The sequence below is a fragment of the Paenibacillus sp. FSL R7-277 genome, assembly GCF_000517965.1.
GTDB classification, from domain to species: domain Bacteria; phylum Bacillota; class Bacilli; order Paenibacillales; family Paenibacillaceae; genus Paenibacillus_AQ; species Paenibacillus_AQ silagei.
This window is the reverse complement of record NZ_ASPX01000033.1, coordinates 25586-41952: the sequence shown is the minus strand read 5'-3', so window position 1 is coordinate 41952 and position 16367 is coordinate 25586. Positions and strand designations below refer to the sequence as shown.

General features: G+C 53.2%; 10 protein-coding genes. 9 read left to right on the top strand and 1 reads right to left on the bottom strand.

Going from position 1 to position 16367, the window contains the following annotated elements; all coding sequences use genetic code 11:
* The first annotated feature begins 110 nt into the window (after positions 1–110).
* Positions 111–2093 carry a glycoside hydrolase family 31 protein gene (locus tag C173_RS11625; RefSeq protein WP_036724937.1) on the top strand — a complete coding sequence of 661 codons (1983 nt, stop codon included), beginning with the start codon at positions 111–113 and terminating at the stop codon, positions 2091–2093.
* Positions 2094–2690: 597 nt separating this feature from the next.
* Here C173_RS11625 and C173_RS11620 read toward each other — a convergent pair.
* Positions 2691–3464, bottom strand: a complete 774-nt coding sequence (locus C173_RS11620; protein ID WP_036724936.1) for a helix-turn-helix transcriptional regulator — start codon at positions 3462–3464, stop codon at positions 2691–2693.
* A gap of 171 nt (positions 3465–3635) precedes the next feature.
* Here C173_RS11620 and C173_RS11615 point away from each other — a divergent pair, with 171 nt between their 5' ends.
* The 8 genes from C173_RS11615 (at position 3636) to C173_RS11575 (ending at position 16325) form a co-directional block, all read left to right on the top strand.
* On the top strand, positions 3636–5450 hold the full coding sequence (locus tag C173_RS11615) for a family 43 glycosylhydrolase (protein ID WP_036724934.1): 1815 nt from the start codon (positions 3636–3638) through the stop codon (positions 5448–5450).
* A 78-nt stretch (positions 5451–5528) separates the two neighbouring features.
* Positions 5529–7130, top strand: a complete 1602-nt coding sequence (locus C173_RS11610) for a response regulator (protein ID WP_155991399.1) — start codon at positions 5529–5531, stop codon at positions 7128–7130.
* A gap of 19 nt (positions 7131–7149) precedes the next feature.
* The gene (locus tag C173_RS11605; RefSeq protein ID WP_036724933.1) at positions 7150–8892 is read left to right on the top strand and encodes a sensor histidine kinase; all 1743 of its coding nucleotides are present in this window, start codon (positions 7150–7152) and stop codon (positions 8890–8892) included.
* A gap of 102 nt (positions 8893–8994) precedes the next feature.
* Positions 8995–10707 (top strand): ABC transporter substrate-binding protein, encoded by a 1713-nt coding sequence (locus tag C173_RS11600; protein WP_036724932.1) that lies wholly within the window; start codon positions 8995–8997, stop codon positions 10705–10707.
* Between the two features lie 158 nt (positions 10708–10865).
* Positions 10866–11780, top strand: coding sequence for an ABC transporter permease (locus tag C173_RS11595; RefSeq protein WP_235191873.1), 915 nt, complete (start codon positions 10866–10868; stop codon positions 11778–11780).
* A 16-nt stretch (positions 11781–11796) separates the two neighbouring features.
* Positions 11797–12738, top strand: coding sequence for a carbohydrate ABC transporter permease (locus C173_RS11590; protein WP_051477981.1), 942 nt, complete (start codon positions 11797–11799; stop codon positions 12736–12738).
* 176 nt (positions 12739–12914) lie between these two features.
* Positions 12915–14939: a right-handed parallel beta-helix repeat-containing protein gene (locus tag C173_RS11585; RefSeq protein ID WP_036724928.1), complete on the top strand. Its 2025-nt coding sequence runs from the start codon at positions 12915–12917 to the stop codon at positions 14937–14939.
* Between the two features lie 486 nt (positions 14940–15425).
* A complete protein-coding gene (locus C173_RS11575) occupies positions 15426–16325 on the top strand; it encodes a GNAT family N-acetyltransferase (protein ID WP_036724925.1) in 900 nt (299 codons plus the stop codon).
* Positions 16326–16367 lie beyond the last annotated feature (42 nt).

Genomic DNA, 16367 nt, shown 5'->3' with positions numbered 1-16367 from the left:
CAATCGTAATATCGTATGATAGATGCGTACTTTTATGTATAGTATAGCGGCTTTGCACTCTTTATAATGTGGTTGCAACCTTATTATAGAACTGTTGGAGGGATCGCGCTATGTTTCGTGAAGAGAATGGCAGACTAATCAGAGAATATGACCATGAGAGAGTCTGGATAGAGCCTTGGGGAGAGCATTCGCTGCGTATCCGGGCTTCGTATGCGGAGATTACCGATGAGCAGTGGGCACTCCTGCCTGCTGTGCAGACGCTGAGTCATATATCGATTACCCAAGAGCGCGCGAGCATTGTGAACGGGAATATCCGGGCGGAAATAACAGATAAGGGACAGATCTTCTTCTATAACCAGCATGGCAAGCTGCTTCTTAACGAGACGGAGGATACCTATCAGTTGAAATACGGGGGCAGAGAGCTAAGCGCCATCCCCGGCAGCAGTGACTTCTCCGTGAAGCTCCGGCTGGAGGCGGACCCGCTAGAGAAGCTGTATGGCATGGGGCAGTATCAGCACTCCTTCCTGAACCTGAAGGGCTGCTCGCTGGAGCTGACCCACCGCAACAGCCAGATTAGCATTCCGTTCGTGCTGTCCAGCGCCGGTTACGGGTTCCTGTGGCATAATCCGGCGATCGGACAGGCGCATTTCAGCCTGAATGTGACCGAATGGACAGCCCCGTCTACCAAGCAGCTGGATTATTGGATCACCGCCGGTGACTCGCCTGCCGAGATCGAGGAGGCATATGCCAAGGCTACGGGAACCGTGCCGATGATGCCGGAGTATGGCATGGGGTTCTGGCAATGCAAGCTCCGCTACCGTACGCAGGAGGAACTGCTGGAGGTAGCGAGGGAGCATAAACGGCGGGGTCTGCCGATCGACGTCATCGTCATTGATTTCTTCCACTGGACGAATCAGGGGGACTGGCGGTTTGACCCGGAATATTGGCCCGATCCTGAGGCGATGGTGCAGGAGCTGCAGGAGCTGGGCATTGAGCTAATGGTCTCGGTCTGGCCGACGGTCCAGACGGAGAGCGAGAATTATAAGGAGATGCTGGAAAAAGGGTACCTGTTGCGCTCGGACCGCGGGGTGCGGACGCAATTCCAGTTTCTCGGCCAGAATGCGATCTTCGATGCAACGAATCCGGAGGCCCGCAAGTTCCTGTGGGGACTGATTAAGCAGAATTATTATGATAAAGGGATCAAGGTCTTCTGGCTCGATGAGGCGGAGCCGGAGCTGACGGTCTACGACCATGATATCTACCGTTATCATATCGGCTCCAGTAAGCAGATCGGCAATATCTATCCGATGAAATACAGCCAGACCTTCTATGACGGCATGGCGGCTGAAGGCCAGGAGAATATCATCAATCTGGTCCGTACTGCCTGGGCGGGCAGTCAGCGCTACGGGGCGCTCGTATGGTCCGGAGATATTCACTCCAGCTTCAAGGTGCTCAGCATTCAGGTGCGGGCCGGACTGAATATGGCCGTGGCCGGGATTCCATGGTGGACCACCGACATCGGCGGCTTCCACGGGGGCAATCCGGCAGATGCCTCCTTCCGGGAGCTGATGGTCCGCTGGTTCCAGTACGGCGCATTCTCTCCGGTATTCAGGCTGCACGGGGACCGTTCACCTTTTGTTCAGCCCACCGGAACACGGGGCGGGGGCGTATGCGGAAGCGGCTCGGATAATGAAGTGTGGAGCTACGGGGATGAGGCGTATGTCATTTTCAAGGAGTTCATGCAGATGCGGGAGCGGCTGAAGCCGTATATCCGCGGGCTGATGCAGGCGGCACATGAGAAGGGCACACCGCCTATGCGTCCATTGTTCTATGATTTCCCTCAGGACCCGGCGGCCTGGGATATCGAGGACCAGTATATGTTCGGTCCCGATCTGCTGGTCGCCCCGGTGCTGGGCGAGGGTGAACGGGCGCGTAAGGTGTACCTGCCGTCCGGCTCAGAGTGGACTCATGTCTATACCGGCACTGCCTATGCTGGCGGACAGGCTATTATGGTCGATGCGCCGCTTACGCAGATTCCGCTATTTGTGCGGGACGGTGCCGTGCTGCCGCTGCTTGGCGGGGCGGAGGAGTAAGGCAGAAAATAGTTAAATAGAGCAGCGATTCTCCTGATAGTGGAGGGTCGCTGCTCTGTTATGTGGGCCGAATGTAAGCGAAAAACCGAACACATTGAGCTGGTCTGAAGGTGCATAGCGCGAAGTAGAGTGCCATAACGGCTAAAGAAGTCCTATACAGCCTTGGCAAGGGTTTTGCCATGCCTTTAACTAGAATTAGTTGGAAATCCTCCACTTATAAAGGAACGTATGAGCGCTAGCCAGAGAGCAGATGGAAAAACAGCACTTAATCTGAAGCGGAACATTCAAAGTGGAGGGAATCCTTGAATTTAAATGACGTTTATCCAACTATTTCCTTCAGATGCTGCGAATGATCACAATTAAGATACTTTTTTCCAACTATATAGATTGAACTAAAAACTTAAGTTAAGGGAAAAGTGGCGGAGGGGAATTTTGGAACTGGAGGAGCGGTAGCGACCGCCTTTGTATTTGGATTTCTACCGCTAAGAGCGGTTCTAATCAGGAAATTCAAATACAACAGCGGCCGGAAGTCCAAAACTTCTCTGGAGTCACGGCAATCCCAAAACATAAAAACCATTAGTTCAATTTATATAATTATTAATGTTGCTTGGAAGCCAACCGCTCCCGGTAGGCGCGGGGGGAGAAGCCGGTCAGTTGGCGGAACTGGCGGCAGAAATGCTCGACATTGGCGTAGCCGCAGAGGGCGGCGATCTCGGCGATTTTATGCTGGCCGAAGCCCAGCTTCTCCTTGGCCAGCCGAATCCGGCATTGGATGACATCCTCCATGCAGGAGATGCCGAAGGCGGATTTGTAGATGGTCTGGAGGTAGCCGGTGCTGATGTGCAGATACCCGGCCATCGAGGATACAGTCCAAGGGTGGCCCGGATTGCTGTACAGCGTCTTGCGCAGCTCCAGCAGATTATAATACTGCGGCGTCAGCTTGTCCTGGGACGCTTCGGACAGCTTGTTGAACAAGAGGCGGAACAGGTAGTCAATGGACAACTCCCGGTAATCGTTCTGGAACGAGTTCTCCAGCGACAGCAGCTGGAACAGCTGATGGCAATACCCGGGGTCGGGCAGGGAGAACGGGCTGCCCAGCGGCAGGACGCTTTCGGTGATATACGATTCATCCGCATCGAAACGGACCCAGTCGTTGACATACCTCCGGGAGCAGGCGCGGTAATAGATGTTGTGCCCTGGAGGATACAGAGCGACAGAGTGAGCGGGAAATTCCTTCAATTCACCGTCCACTTCGAACACCGCTGGAGTCTGGGTCAGGACAAGAAGCCAGGCGTCCAGTCCTTCGGGGATACTGTAGACGAAATTGGCCGGATGTGCGGCATCGTATTCCACGTAATGAATTGTGGGCATGGGCTTCTCCTTTCTGCGGATAGATCAATTAATGGTCAGTAAATATCATTGTTAGAATTTCGGTGAATCTCTATAATTTGTAGTGGATATAAGAGTGAATTCTAAGGTTAACCGAACAGTGCGTGATTATTGTTATTAGTAATTATCAATATGAAGGAAGGTTATGAATCCATGATACCACAACAAAACGAGGATCGGAAAGATATCCTTTGCTATACAAGACTGCCGCAGGAGGATATCGTGTATGCATCGAAGCTGGCTTACAGTATGCACCTGGCTTACAAGACGGAGAGGGGCCAGTATCAGGCATTGAATCATAACTCAGGTGTCCTGTTCGCCAAGGCGACGGAGAATGAGGATGGGACGCTCCGGGCCAAAAGCCTGAAGCAGCCGTATCTCTTTTACTTGGCAGACGGGAATTTCGGCGTCCTTGCCGTGCGCACCGAGGCTGACGGGGAAGCAGATGAACAAAGCAAGGGCAAGGTATTGCTGTTCTCCTCTCCCGATCTGCTGCAATACAGTGAGATTGGACTGCTGGAGCTTAAGGCGGATACTCATGTAAGCGATGTCTCCTGCACCTACGACCAGAAGCGGAACGGTTACCTGATCCAATGGATAGACGGGCAGGGTCAGGGCTATGAGAATTTCACTGCCGACATCATGAGCCTTACGAATGTCTCAGCACCGGTGGAGACGGAGCCGTTCACGCTGGAAGCGGTACAGACTGATATCGAGGGAATCCAGCCGCGTAATAGGATCGCTGTCTCCCCCGAGATAGCCCGCAGACTCTTCTGTAAGCTTACGGTACCAGAGAACATTGCTGTCGTAGTACCGGACCGTGTAAATGCGGCATCGGTGGAGGATGTGAAGGCGGTTCGGGCAACGGCCCTATATAGTGATGGAACGCAGGCTGCCAAAAAAGTCCATTGGAACACGGATGCCATCAACTGGGACAAGGCCGGAACCTACAGCATCTCCGGTGAGATCCATCAGGATCATTTTCCATTCCCGATTGCACTTAACCGTGCGGACCCTTGCATTGCAGAGTGGAGGGGGAAATATTATTTCATTGCGACTAATGATGCGGATAAGGAACATACGTTGTATATGAGGGAAGCCGATACGATTCCTGGGCTGGTGACAGCCGAGGAAGCCCTGATCCTCGATTCCTCCACGTACGAAGAGATTGGCGGCCTGCTGTGGGCACCGGAACTCCATATCATTGAAGACGAGCTGTATATTTTCCATGCCGCAACGCCAGGGGAATTCTTCCACGAAGAGTCGCATGTGATGAAGCTGAGCCCCGGCGGGAATCCCATGAATGCTGCGGACTGGTCCAGGCCCCGCCGGGTAGTGAAGAAGGACGGCAGCTATCTGTGCGAAGCAGGCAAAACAATCTCGCTGGATATGACCGTCATCCGCTGGAATGGTAAGCTCTATGCGGCATGGTCGGAGCGCCAATTCCTCCCTGTGGATCTTGGAGCCTGGGTCTATATCGCCACGATTGACCCGCAGGAGCCGTGGAGGCTGACGAGTGATCCGGTGCTGTTGACCCGGCCAGATTACGGCTGGGCCAATAACCATACGTTCGTGGATGAAGGTCCGTTTGCTCTGTATACCGATGATAAGCTGTACGTGACTTTTGCCAGTGCAGCGGTGGATGCTACTTATGTGGTCGGTCTGCTGACCGCAGACAAGGGGGCAGATTTGCTGGATATCAAGAGCTGGACCAAGGGCAATTATCCGCTGCTGACCTCCAGAAGCGTGCCGGGAGAATACGGGCCGGGTCATAATTCCTATGTGACGGACGAGGACGGGGTCATCTGGAACGCCTACCACGCCAGACCGGGAATCGAGGGACCGCGCAGCTCCGGCCTGCGCCGTGTGCATTTTGACATTGATGGTGCTCCAGTTCTGGATCTTACCGAGGAGAAGGACCTGAATCCGGGCCTGAAGCAGGTATCCATGGAAGTCATCGTAGGCTAGACTACGGGCCCGCCTAACTCTATAATATTCCTTATCATCGGGGAATCCTTGACCGTTTACTTAGGCCGGGGATTCCCTTTGTTTCACGATCTTACCGGAGGAGTGGATGCTGAAGTGTACGGGATCATTATTGTCGATGATGAGCTGTTTGTCCGCAAGGGCCTGATCGGAATGATTGACTGGGAGGGCAGTGGATTCCGGATAGTGGATGAGGCGGACAACGGGGAAGATGCGCTGGAGCTGATCCGGGTCAAGCGGCCGCAGCTCGTAATCACCGATATCCGCATGCCGGTCCTGGATGGCATCGGGCTGATTGAGGCGGTGACCGCAGAGCAGCTTGGAACGGAATTTATCATTATCAGCGGATATAACGATTTCCGGTATGCCCAGCAGGCGGTCCGGTATGGCGTGCTGGACTATGTGCTGAAGCCGATTAATGAGCACGAAATTGTGAAAGCGCTTCATAAGTTCCGCGATTTATTCACTGCGCGCAAGCAGCTCCAGGACCGGCTGAGCATTCATGAGGGAGTGAAGCGGGTGGAGGCGCTGATCCGGGGGGAAGCGGCGGATGAAGTGCTTGACGCCTGGGAGCAGCAGTGGATAGAGGCGGGGTCCCGCCAGTTCACCTATGTGCTGCTGGAGGTGAACAATGTGTTCCCCTGGAGCGGGCAGTCCATGCCCGGGAAGGCGGAGCTGAAGGAGGCGATCCGGCAGGCGGTGCAGCAGTTCACAGCAGAGACGCCTATTATCTATGAGCACCGGAGGTTCTTCGGCTTCATTGTGCCGGAACATTATCTGGCGAACCATGAAGGGGAGCTGCGCAGCTTCCTGGAGGATTGTCTGAGCAAGCTCTATCAGCGTTATCCCTTGCAGGTTCAAGCGTATGCGGGCAGGCCGGTGAGCACGCTTCAGGAGCTGAAGCATTCGTATACCTCGGCCAAGCAGACTGTGGAGTACAAATATGTCCGGCCTGCCCAGCCGATTCTGCTGTCCTCTGATATTGCCGGTCTGTCCCTGAACTACATCCATGCCAGTAGTAGGGTGTTTCAGGCGCTGATTGAAGCGATTGAGGAGGGTAAGCACACGGAGATCATGGGCGGGATCGGTAAGCTGTTCGCAGAATTTCAGGAGAAGCTGGTCTCCCGGGAAGCGATGAAGGCCGTAGCCATTCAATGCGTCCATAGTGTGCTGCATACTATACGAAGCATGGAGGGGGATGAGAAGCAGCTGGCGAGCCTTGTCCCGATGATGAACTGGCCGGATCATAACATCACTCTTGCGGAGCTGAGGTCCTTGTTCGAAGCCTTTGCGCTGGAAGCGGCGGAGCGGATTCAAGAGCTGTACCAGAGCTACGGCAGCAGCGGGCTGTACCGGATCAAGTGCTATGTGGACCGGAACTTCCATGAGAACCTGAACCTCAAGCAGATCGCAGGCCAGTTCTTTATGAACTCAGCCTATCTTGGCCAGGTGTTCAAGAAGAATTACGGCATGTACTTCAATGACTATCTGCTCCAGCTGCGTATCACCGAGGCCAAGAAGCTGCTGCGGCAGACCGATCTGCGGATCTATGAAATCGCCGAGCAGGTCGGATTCAAGAATGCCGATTATTTCGTAACCCAGTTCGAGAAGCTGGAGCAGAGAACGCCTACAGAATATAGAAACCGGACGGGCAACCGTTAATGCCAGGAGGAGGCGCTGCATGAAGCTGCTGAATAATATCCGGCTCAGGAATAAAATGTTCCTCGTCTATTTCCTCGGGGTCATCGCTCCGATTATTCTCACGAATGTGATCTTCTACAACACGATTACCGGAAATGTGAAGGCGCAGCGGATCAAGGACATCGATCTGGCGGTGGAACAGATTAAGAATGAGTTCCGGCTGATGGTGGATCAGGCCGTGGGCTTGTCCTCTTTTTTCTATGCGGATTACAAGACCAATGAGGTGCTGGACCGTAACTTCACACAGACCGAAGACTATGTCGAGGCTTACGACCTCTATCTCAGGTCCACCCTGAACAACTATTCCCCGTTCTCTTCCTCGCTGCAAAACAAGACCATCTATGTGGATAACCCCACGCTGCTGAATTCTGGGAATATCGGGATTCTGTCCGCGGAGGTCCGGGAGAGTGTCTGGTATAAAGAGTGGATGCAGGAGGCCTCTTCCCAGCCGATGTTCGTCCGCACCCAGGATGCAGGCGGCCGGTTCCAGTCGTTCTCGCTGCTGCGGCGGATGGATTATTTCGCGGACCGGATGGTCAAGGAGAAGCTGGTGAAGATTGATTTTAAGACGATTGATCTGATGGAGGTCTTCGCCAATCTGAACGTGCAGGGGGATGTGTATCTGCTGGGGCCGGAGGGCCGGATTGAATATACGACGAACCGGGCCATAGACTGGCAGGGGAAGGACCGGCAGCTGTATGCCTCCCTGAAGCAGGAGCAACTCATTGATTTCGAGAAGGAATACGGCAGTATCAGCTATCTGTCCGGCTGGCGGATTGTCGGCACAGTGAATGAGAAGGAGATCATCAAGGAGGTGCTGAAATCCCGTTATTTCATCCTCTGGTCGGCCTGCCTGATGATGATTGTCCCCACCGTTATTATTCTGATCATTACCCGTTCGATCAACCTCCGGATTATTGAGATCCTGAAGCATATGAAAAAGGTGAAGACGCAGCAGTTCCAGATGATCATGCACGGGGAATCGCGCGATGAGATCGGCCAGCTGACCCTGGAGTTCAACAGTATGATTATGCAGATTAAGGCTCTGATTAACGATGTGTATCTTACAGAGATTCAGAAGAAGTCGCTGGAGCTGGAGCGGCGGAAGGCGCAGCTGAATGCTCTGCAGAGCCAGATTAACCCGCACTTCCTGTTCAATGCGTTGGAGACGATTCGGATGCGGAGCCTGCTGAAGCAGGAGAACGAGACGGCCAAAATCATCCAGAGCATGGCGATGATCCTGCGCAGCTCGCTGACCTGGAATAAGGAGTGGGTGAGCGTGGAGGAGGAGCTGGGCTTCATTCTTTGTTTTCTGGATATCCAGAAATACCGGTTCGAGGATAAGCTGAGCTATCATATCGATGTGCAGCCTGAGGCCTACGCCTGCGTTGTCCCCAAAATGGTGTTCCTGCCCTTCGTGGAGAACGCCAGTATTCATGGCATCGAGCCGCTCAAAAAAGGCGGAAGCATTAAGATCCGCATCAGCGTGGAGGGGGATGAGATGGTCTTCCAAGTGGCGGACAACGGGATTGGCATGAGCAGTGAGCAGGTTGACACTCTGTACGGATACCTCGACATGGAAGGGATTATCGGCGAGCGTATTGGAATACAGAATGTTATCTACAGAGTAACGATGCTGTATGGCAGGCGCGCAATCTTCCAGGTGGACAGCAGACCGGGTGAAGGGACACGGATTGAGCTTAGAATTCCAGTTAATCCATAGTTTTCAAAGGAGAAGCCATAATTTCACGGGTAACGGAGGAATGAAAACGCTTTTATACTAAAGAAGCACTAAACCATGAATATACAAGGGGGAGTACAGGCAATGGGTAAAAGCAAGAGAATATGGCTTCTCGCTCTGACGGCAGTCGTCTCATTATCCGTGGTGACGGCTTGCTCGGGGCCTAATAATGCCAAGAAGAATACGGGGACGACGGAGCCGACAAGCGCTGCCGCCACCACAGAGACCGAACCCAAGCAGGATAAGGTAACGTTCAAAATCTTCAACGGGGTGGCCGGCTCGAAGGACGGAAATACCAATGAGACGACCATCGGCAAGCTGCTGGAGGATCAGACCGGTGTCAATTTCAAGCTGGAATTCGTGGTGGGTGACCTCAATACCAAGATCGGAACCATGATTGCGGCCAACGATTACCCGGATGTGCTGATTCCCGATGCCGCTATAGAGGAAGTGCTGAATGCCGGTGCATTCATCCCGCTCGATGAGCTGATTGAGAAGTACGGTCCGAACATCCAGCGTGTGTATGGCAAGTCTCTGAATCAGATGCGCTCCAAGGACGGTAAAATCTATTTCCTGCCGATTGCCGCCCAGGTGAACGATTTCATTCCTGAGCCGGAAGCCGGTGCGGGGTTCTGGGTTCAGCGCCGCGTGCTGGAGGAAGCGGGTTATCCGAAGATCAAGACGCTGGATCAATATATAGAGCTGATTAAGAATTACCGCGACAAGCACAAGGATGAGAATCTGACGGGCATGGTCTCCCTTACACATGACTGGAGATTCTTCGCCACCTCCAACCCGCCGATGCATCTGATGGGCTATCCGAATGACGGTAACGTTACAGTGGATACGAACACCTGGGAAGCCAAGACCTATGCCGGTGCCGAGTCCACCAAAAAGTGGCTGAAGGCGCTGAATGACCTCAATGCTGCCGGTCTGTTCGATAAAGCCTCCTTCGTCGATAACTATGACCAGTATATCGCCAAATTAACCTCCCACAAGGTGCTCGGCTTCTTCGACTACCGCTGGCAGGTGGATAATGCGCTGAATGTGCTGAAGGACGCCGCCCGTAAAGATCCTTCCCTGGATGGCTTCAAGTACTTCCCGCTGCCGGTAACCTTCGAGGAAGGCACGCCGGATGCTTATCTTGATCCGCCTGGGGGCCTGGTAACAAACCGCGGAATCGGGATTACCGTCAGTGCCAAAGACCCGGTCCGCATCATCCAGTTCTTCGACAACATGCTGACCGAAGAGAACCAGACCCTGATGTCCTGGGGCATCAAAGGCGAGACGTATGAAGTGAATGAGAAGGGCCGCTACTACCGTACGCAGGAGCAGATCGACAAGATTGACGAGCCGTTCAGAGAGAGCTTCGGCTTCAAGTACTTCAGCTGGAACTGGCCGATGTACAACACCACCTCTACCCTGGCTGACGGGAATGCCAAGAATGTTGCCAGCCAGCCGGAGGTCTTCCAGATGACGCTGACCGACAAGGATAAGGCGATCTTAGAGAAATACGGCGTACAGACCTACAGCCAGCTGTTCGCTGAACCGGTTCCGCGTCCATACTTCCCGGCGTGGGGCTTCGCGAAGGAGCAGAATTCCCCGGAACAGCTCTGGGAAGCCAGCAAGGATGAAATGACGAAGAAATATTTCCCTAAGCTGGTGCTGACGACTCCCGATAAGTTCGAAGCAGTCTGGGAGGAATACATGAAGGAATTCGGCAAGCTCGATACTGCGGGTTATGAGAAATGGACCACTGAGCAAGTCAAAGCGAAGGTCGAACTGGCGAACCAATAGCCGCCGGAATCGGCGGGAAAGACCAGGGCTGTACCGAGATGCTGGTCTTTCCTGCTTGCCGCTTAGACACCCCGGTGCGCTGAAGGAGAGAGATACGGATGGATAAAAATACGGTACCCGCGTTATTCCGGCCAGCGGCGGATAAAGAGCCGGGCCGGATGAGGCAGTTTTTCAAAAAGCTGGGCCAGCAGCGGGCATTGGCAGTGATGTCAGTCCCTTTTCTAATCTGGCTGTTTGTATTCAAATACTTGCCGCTGTGGGGCTGGAGCATTGCCTTCCAGGATTATAAGCCGGCCAGGAAGTTCATGGAGCAGACCTGGATTGGCTTCGAGCATTTCAAATTTCTGTTCGGGGATGACCGCTTCCTCCGGGTGCTCCGCAATACGCTGGCGATGAGCTCGATCAACCTGTTCTTCGGCTTCGTCACCGCGATCACCCTGGCCTTGCTGCTTAATGAAATACGCAATATTGCCTTCAAGCGTGTAGTGCAGACTGTCAGTTATTTGCCGCATTTTATCTCTTGGGTCGTGGCGGCGAGCATCATTCAGACGACGCTGTCCCCGGATGGTACGATTAACCAGCTGCTGGTGGGTCTGGGCTTCCTTGACCGCGGCAATGAAATTCTGTTCCTGGGAATCCCGGAATACTTCTGGACCATCTTCGGAGCCAGCTCCGTCTGGAAGGATATCGGCTGGAACACCATCGTCTACCTGGCCGCTATGACCACAATTGATCCCACGCAGTATGAAGCAGCGGAGATTGACGGCGCGAACCGGTTCAAGAAAATGATCTATGTCACGCTTCCGGGCATCAAGTCTGTTGTGATTGTCCTGCTCATTATGAATATCGGCTATCTGCTGGAATCGGGATTCGAGCCGCAGTACCTGCTGGGCAACGGCATGAATGTGGATTATTCCGAGAACATTGATATATTCGTACTGAAATACGGAATTGCCCAGAGTAATTTCTCCCTGTCCATCGCAGCGGGAATGTTCAAGACGGTCGTCAGCTTCATCCTGTTGTTCATGGCGAATAATGCCGCGAAGCGCATGGGCGAAGCCAGGCTGTATTAATAAAGGAGGCGCAGGCATGGAGACCGCAGCTGTCCATAAGAAAAAACGCAAGCCCCCCATAAGCTCTTCCACCGGCGACCGCTTGTTTGTCATTTGCAACTACTGCTTCATGATCGCACTAATGATTGTTACCCTGTATCCGTTCGTGAATGTTCTTGCCGTATCGCTTAACAATGCGCAAGATTCCATTAAAGGCGGGATCTACCTTCTTCCCAGAGAATGGACGCTGGCGAATTACAATTATATTCTGAGAGAGGCCACAATTTTTCATGCGACCTTCATCTCGGTGCTGCGCACCGTAATCGGAACGGTAGTCACTGTCTTCTGCTCGGCCATGCTGGCCTACACGCTTAGCAGACAGGATTATGTGCTGCGCAAATTCATCACTGTAGCTTTTATCATGACGATGTACTTCAACGGCGGCCTGATTCCCAATTACCTGCTGATACGGGATATGGGACTGGTTGGCAGCTTCTGGGTCTACATTCTTCCGGGAATCATCGGGGTGTTCAACCTGATTATTATCCGTTCCTTCATTGAAAATCTGCCGGAGAGCATCATCGAATCGGCTAAGATTGACGGCGCGGGCGATTACCGGACCTTCTTCAGCATCATCCTGCCGCTTACGGTACCCGTGCTGGCTACGGTGGCGCTGTTCTCGGGGGTGTTCCAGTGGAACTCGTGGTTCGATGTCTTCCTCTATAACTCGTCTGATGCAAGTCTCAGTACCCTGCAATATGAGCTGCAGAAGATTCTGCAGAACTCCAATACCACCACCGGCACCTCGTCGCTGGACGGGATGATCCAGGGGGCAACGGGAGGCCAGCAGAATGCGGTCACTCCGATGTCCGTGCGGGCAACGATGACGATAGTAGCGTCCGTGCCGATTATTATGGTGTATCCGTTCCTGCAGAAGTATTTTGTCAAAGGCATGATGGTCGGCGGGGTCAAAGGTTAGGTTGTCTAATTGTATACAAGAGTTCTTCCTTACGGGGAATTATCTTAGAAGGATCGTATGCCGGATGTACAAGGCCTGCGGTCTTTTCTATGAGGATTGTATACATGGTTATAGCAAAATAAAGTATTTTCATTTAAAATGTCCATATGACATACAAGAAAGAGGAGGATGCTCATATGGAATATCATGTTGCATTGCGAGGGAGCGATCAGGCTCCCGGTACAGCGCAGTGGCCCTTTCGCTCCATCTCCCGCGCTGCGGCGCTGGCGGAGCCTGGAGATACGGTTACCGTTCAGGCGGGTACATACAGGGAATGGGTGAGCCCGGCTAACGGAGGAACAGAGGAACAGCGGATTGTCTATCAGGCTGCCGGGGATGGGGAGGTCATCATCACAGGTGCTGAGCCCGTGGCGGACTGGCAGGATGAAGGGGATGGTGTCTGGAGTACAGAGGTGCCGAACAGCCTGTTTGCTGTGCGCAATCCTTTTGCGGAGAAATTATACGGCGACTGGCTGTTCGAAGGGGCGTTTGAACCGCATCTGGGGGAGGTCTACCTGGACGGCAAATCGTTGTATGAATGTGACAGCGTTACCAAGCTGCGCGATCCTCAGGTATGGCCGCAGGCCAAGTACCCGGCGGACTCTCTGCTCCAGTGGTATGCAGAAGTAGGCTCGGCTTCCACCAGGATCTGGGCGACCTTTGGGGGCAAGGACCCCCGCAGCGAGAATGTAGAGATCAGTGTTCGTCCTTATTGCTTCTGGCCGGAGCAGACGGGACGGGGCTACATTACGGTCAGAGGCTTCACTCTCCGGCAGGCCTCTCCGCAGTGGGCTCCGCCAACGGCGTTGCAGGAAGGGCTGATCGGACCTCACTGGAGCAAGGGCTGGATCATTGAGGACAACCACATCTGCGAGTCCAAATGCACAGGGGTGAGCCTGGGCAAAGAAATCTCAACCGGGCATAACGAGTGGTCAAATGGCCGGATGAAGGGCGGGACGCAGCGGGAGCAGGAGGTTATTTTCCGCGCACTCCGCCAGGATTGGCATAAGGATAACATCGGAAGCCATATCGTCCGCAATAATGTGATTCATGATTGTGAGCAGGCGGGGGTCGTCGGCCATTTGGGCGGGGCCTTCAGCCAGATTGTCCAGAACCGCATTTATAATATTCATCATAAACGGATTTTCCACGGGGCAGAGGTAGGCGGAATCAAGCTCCATGCTTCACTGGATACCCAGATTTGCGAAAATGTCATCTACAGCTCCTACCGGGCGTTATGGCTGGACTGGCAGGCACAGGGCACCCGGATCAGCCGGAATGTGTTCTACGACAACCTGTCCGAGGATTTCTTCATGGAGGTGTGCCACGGTCCTTATATGGTGGATCACAACCTATTCCTGTCGCCGATGAACTTCCGCAATATGGCCCAGGGCGGCGCGTTCGTCCATAACCTGTTCGCCGGAAGATTCGTGGTGCGCCCCGAGCTTACCCGATATACACCGTACCATATGCCGCATGAGACAGCGGTTGCGGGCTACAGCAATATCGCGGGCGGGGATGACCGCTATTATAACAATATCTTCCTGCGTGATGAGGATACGGGCAATGAGGTAGTGCCGATGACCTTCTTCGAGCATCTGCCGCTTACCCCGAGAGAGCAGCTTAATGATAACGGTGAACGGGTGATGGACGGTATCCCGGATAATTCCCGCTGTTATCTGCATCCAGTTGGACTGGGCGGCTATGACGAGCATCCGAATGCGCTGCATAAGCAGTGGTGGGAATTGACCAAGGAAGAGATCAAGGCGATGATCGATTCCGGCAAGCCGTTCCATCCTGAACAGATGGCCCTTCCTGTAGCCATTCAAGGTAATCTTTATCTGAAAGATGCGGTGCCGGGTGCGCATGAGCCGAACGCGAAGGTCTATGCTGACAAAGGCATTGAGATTGAGGTTGATCCGGCTTCCGGCAAGGTGCAGGTGCATATTGTGAACCCTGAGCTGCTGCGTGCTGCCGCGCCGACCGTGGTCACCACGAATCTGCTGGGCCGAAGCTATCACGCCGAGATGCGTTACGAGGAGCCGGACGGCTCGGCGTACCGGTTCGACCGCGACTTCTTCGGTAAGCAGCGCCCGGACTCGAATGTGACGCCTGGACCGTTTGAATTATCCGATAATGCTGCAGTGAAAATAGTGCTGTAGAAGGTTATGGTTGAGAGCCTGTCCCTGGGGACAGGCTCTTGTGTTTTTTAAAGACATTTATGAGTTGCGGCTATCTGTGCGTAAATGCCCTCCCAATGAGGCGCGTGCCGAATGTAGGCGAAAAACCGACCACATTGTGCTCGGCGGGGATGCGTGGGAGGAATATGGTCGAAAAACCGACCACATTGGGCACGGCGTGGTTGCGTGGGCGGAATATGGTCGAAAAACTGACCACATTGGGCACTGCGGGGGTGCGTGGGCCAAATGTGGTCGGAAAACCGAACACAATAGACGCGTCGAGGATGCGCGGGCCACAAGGAAGGCTAATTACGAGGTATCAGCATCCTTCACCCGCAGGGTGAATTTGTTCTATACAGAGCAATGCAATAAATGATCCTAACAGATCTGTGCCTATAAAGGAAAAGTGGCCCTACGTATAATAGAAGAAGCGTGAATGATTAGAGTCGAAAGAATGGAGATGAGGAGATGAAGGCGTTCAATGAAAAGTGCATAGACACCCCGGAGAACTTCAACAACGTCCATACCTTTTTGAGAAAAATGGTAACCTTGACAGGGCAGCTTCAAACCTGGGAATTTGTCAGATTCGAGTTCTGGAACCGGTACGAAGCGCCCAAAAGTGCAGACCCTAATTTCATGGAGAATAATGCACACCTATGGAACAATGAAGCAGGTGAGATCACAGGCCTGTTCATTTCCGAATCTGGAGGCGGTTTCTTCAGCTTAATTGTTCATCCGGATTACCCGTATCTGGCGGACGAGATGGTCACATGGACCCGGAATGTATGGGGCGAGGGGAAAAAGAAGCTCAACACCGATTGCTATCCCTACGGTCTGGAGGTTCAGGCATTATTAGACCATGGTTTTGTGCAGGATTCCCATATCGGGAATACAAGAAGATACGATCTTGTGCATACTGAGTACACTTTGAACCTGGAAGAAGGCTTTTACATCTGGTGCATGGCGGAAGGGGCAGACGAAGAATCGAAGGGAGAGTTGATTGAACAGATCTTCTCTCCATCTGATTCCAGCCCAGTCAAGGTAGAGTATTGGAGAAAAACTCTGCCCTCCTATAATGAAGAGCTTGATCTGTCTGTGGTTGATGAGAAGGGGCGGCATGTTGCCTTCTGTTTCGGGTTCGTGGATCACGATAAGGGGATTGCGGTCATAGAGACGATCGGGACCCACCCCGACTACCGGCAACGCGGATTCGGCAAGGCGGTTGTTACTGCCTGCTTCTTGCGGCTGAAGGAGCAAGGTGTGACAACTGCTTTTATAACGGGTTTTTCTGCTGAGGCTAATGCTCTATATCAATCCCTACAGCCGGTAGAGATTACTCCGATGCATTCATATGTATACGAAGGTTAAATACAATCGGGACTGTCCAATGTAGGAGAATGCAGAAGACCT

Bases quoted from the DNA above. Each gene is read 5' to 3' on its own strand.
- C173_RS11625 (WP_036724937.1), top strand. From the start codon at position 111: ATGTTTCGTGAAGAGAATGGCAGACTAATCAGAGAATATGACCATGAG.
- C173_RS11620 (WP_036724936.1), bottom strand. From the start codon at position 3,464: ATGCCCACAATTCATTACGTGGAATACGATGCCGCACATCCGGCCAAT.
- C173_RS11615 (WP_036724934.1), top strand. From the start codon at position 3,636: ATGATACCACAACAAAACGAGGATCGGAAAGATATCCTTTGCTATACA.
- C173_RS11605 (WP_036724933.1), top strand. From the start codon at position 7,150: ATGAAGCTGCTGAATAATATCCGGCTCAGGAATAAAATGTTCCTCGTC.
- C173_RS11600 (WP_036724932.1), top strand. From the start codon at position 8,995: ATGGGTAAAAGCAAGAGAATATGGCTTCTCGCTCTGACGGCAGTCGTC.
- C173_RS11595 (WP_235191873.1), top strand. From the start codon at position 10,866: ATGAGGCAGTTTTTCAAAAAGCTGGGCCAGCAGCGGGCATTGGCAGTG.
- C173_RS11590 (WP_051477981.1), top strand. From the start codon at position 11,797: ATGGAGACCGCAGCTGTCCATAAGAAAAAACGCAAGCCCCCCATAAGC.
- C173_RS11585 (WP_036724928.1), top strand. From the start codon at position 12,915: ATGGAATATCATGTTGCATTGCGAGGGAGCGATCAGGCTCCCGGTACA.
- C173_RS11575 (WP_036724925.1), top strand. From the start codon at position 15,426: ATGAAGGCGTTCAATGAAAAGTGCATAGACACCCCGGAGAACTTCAAC.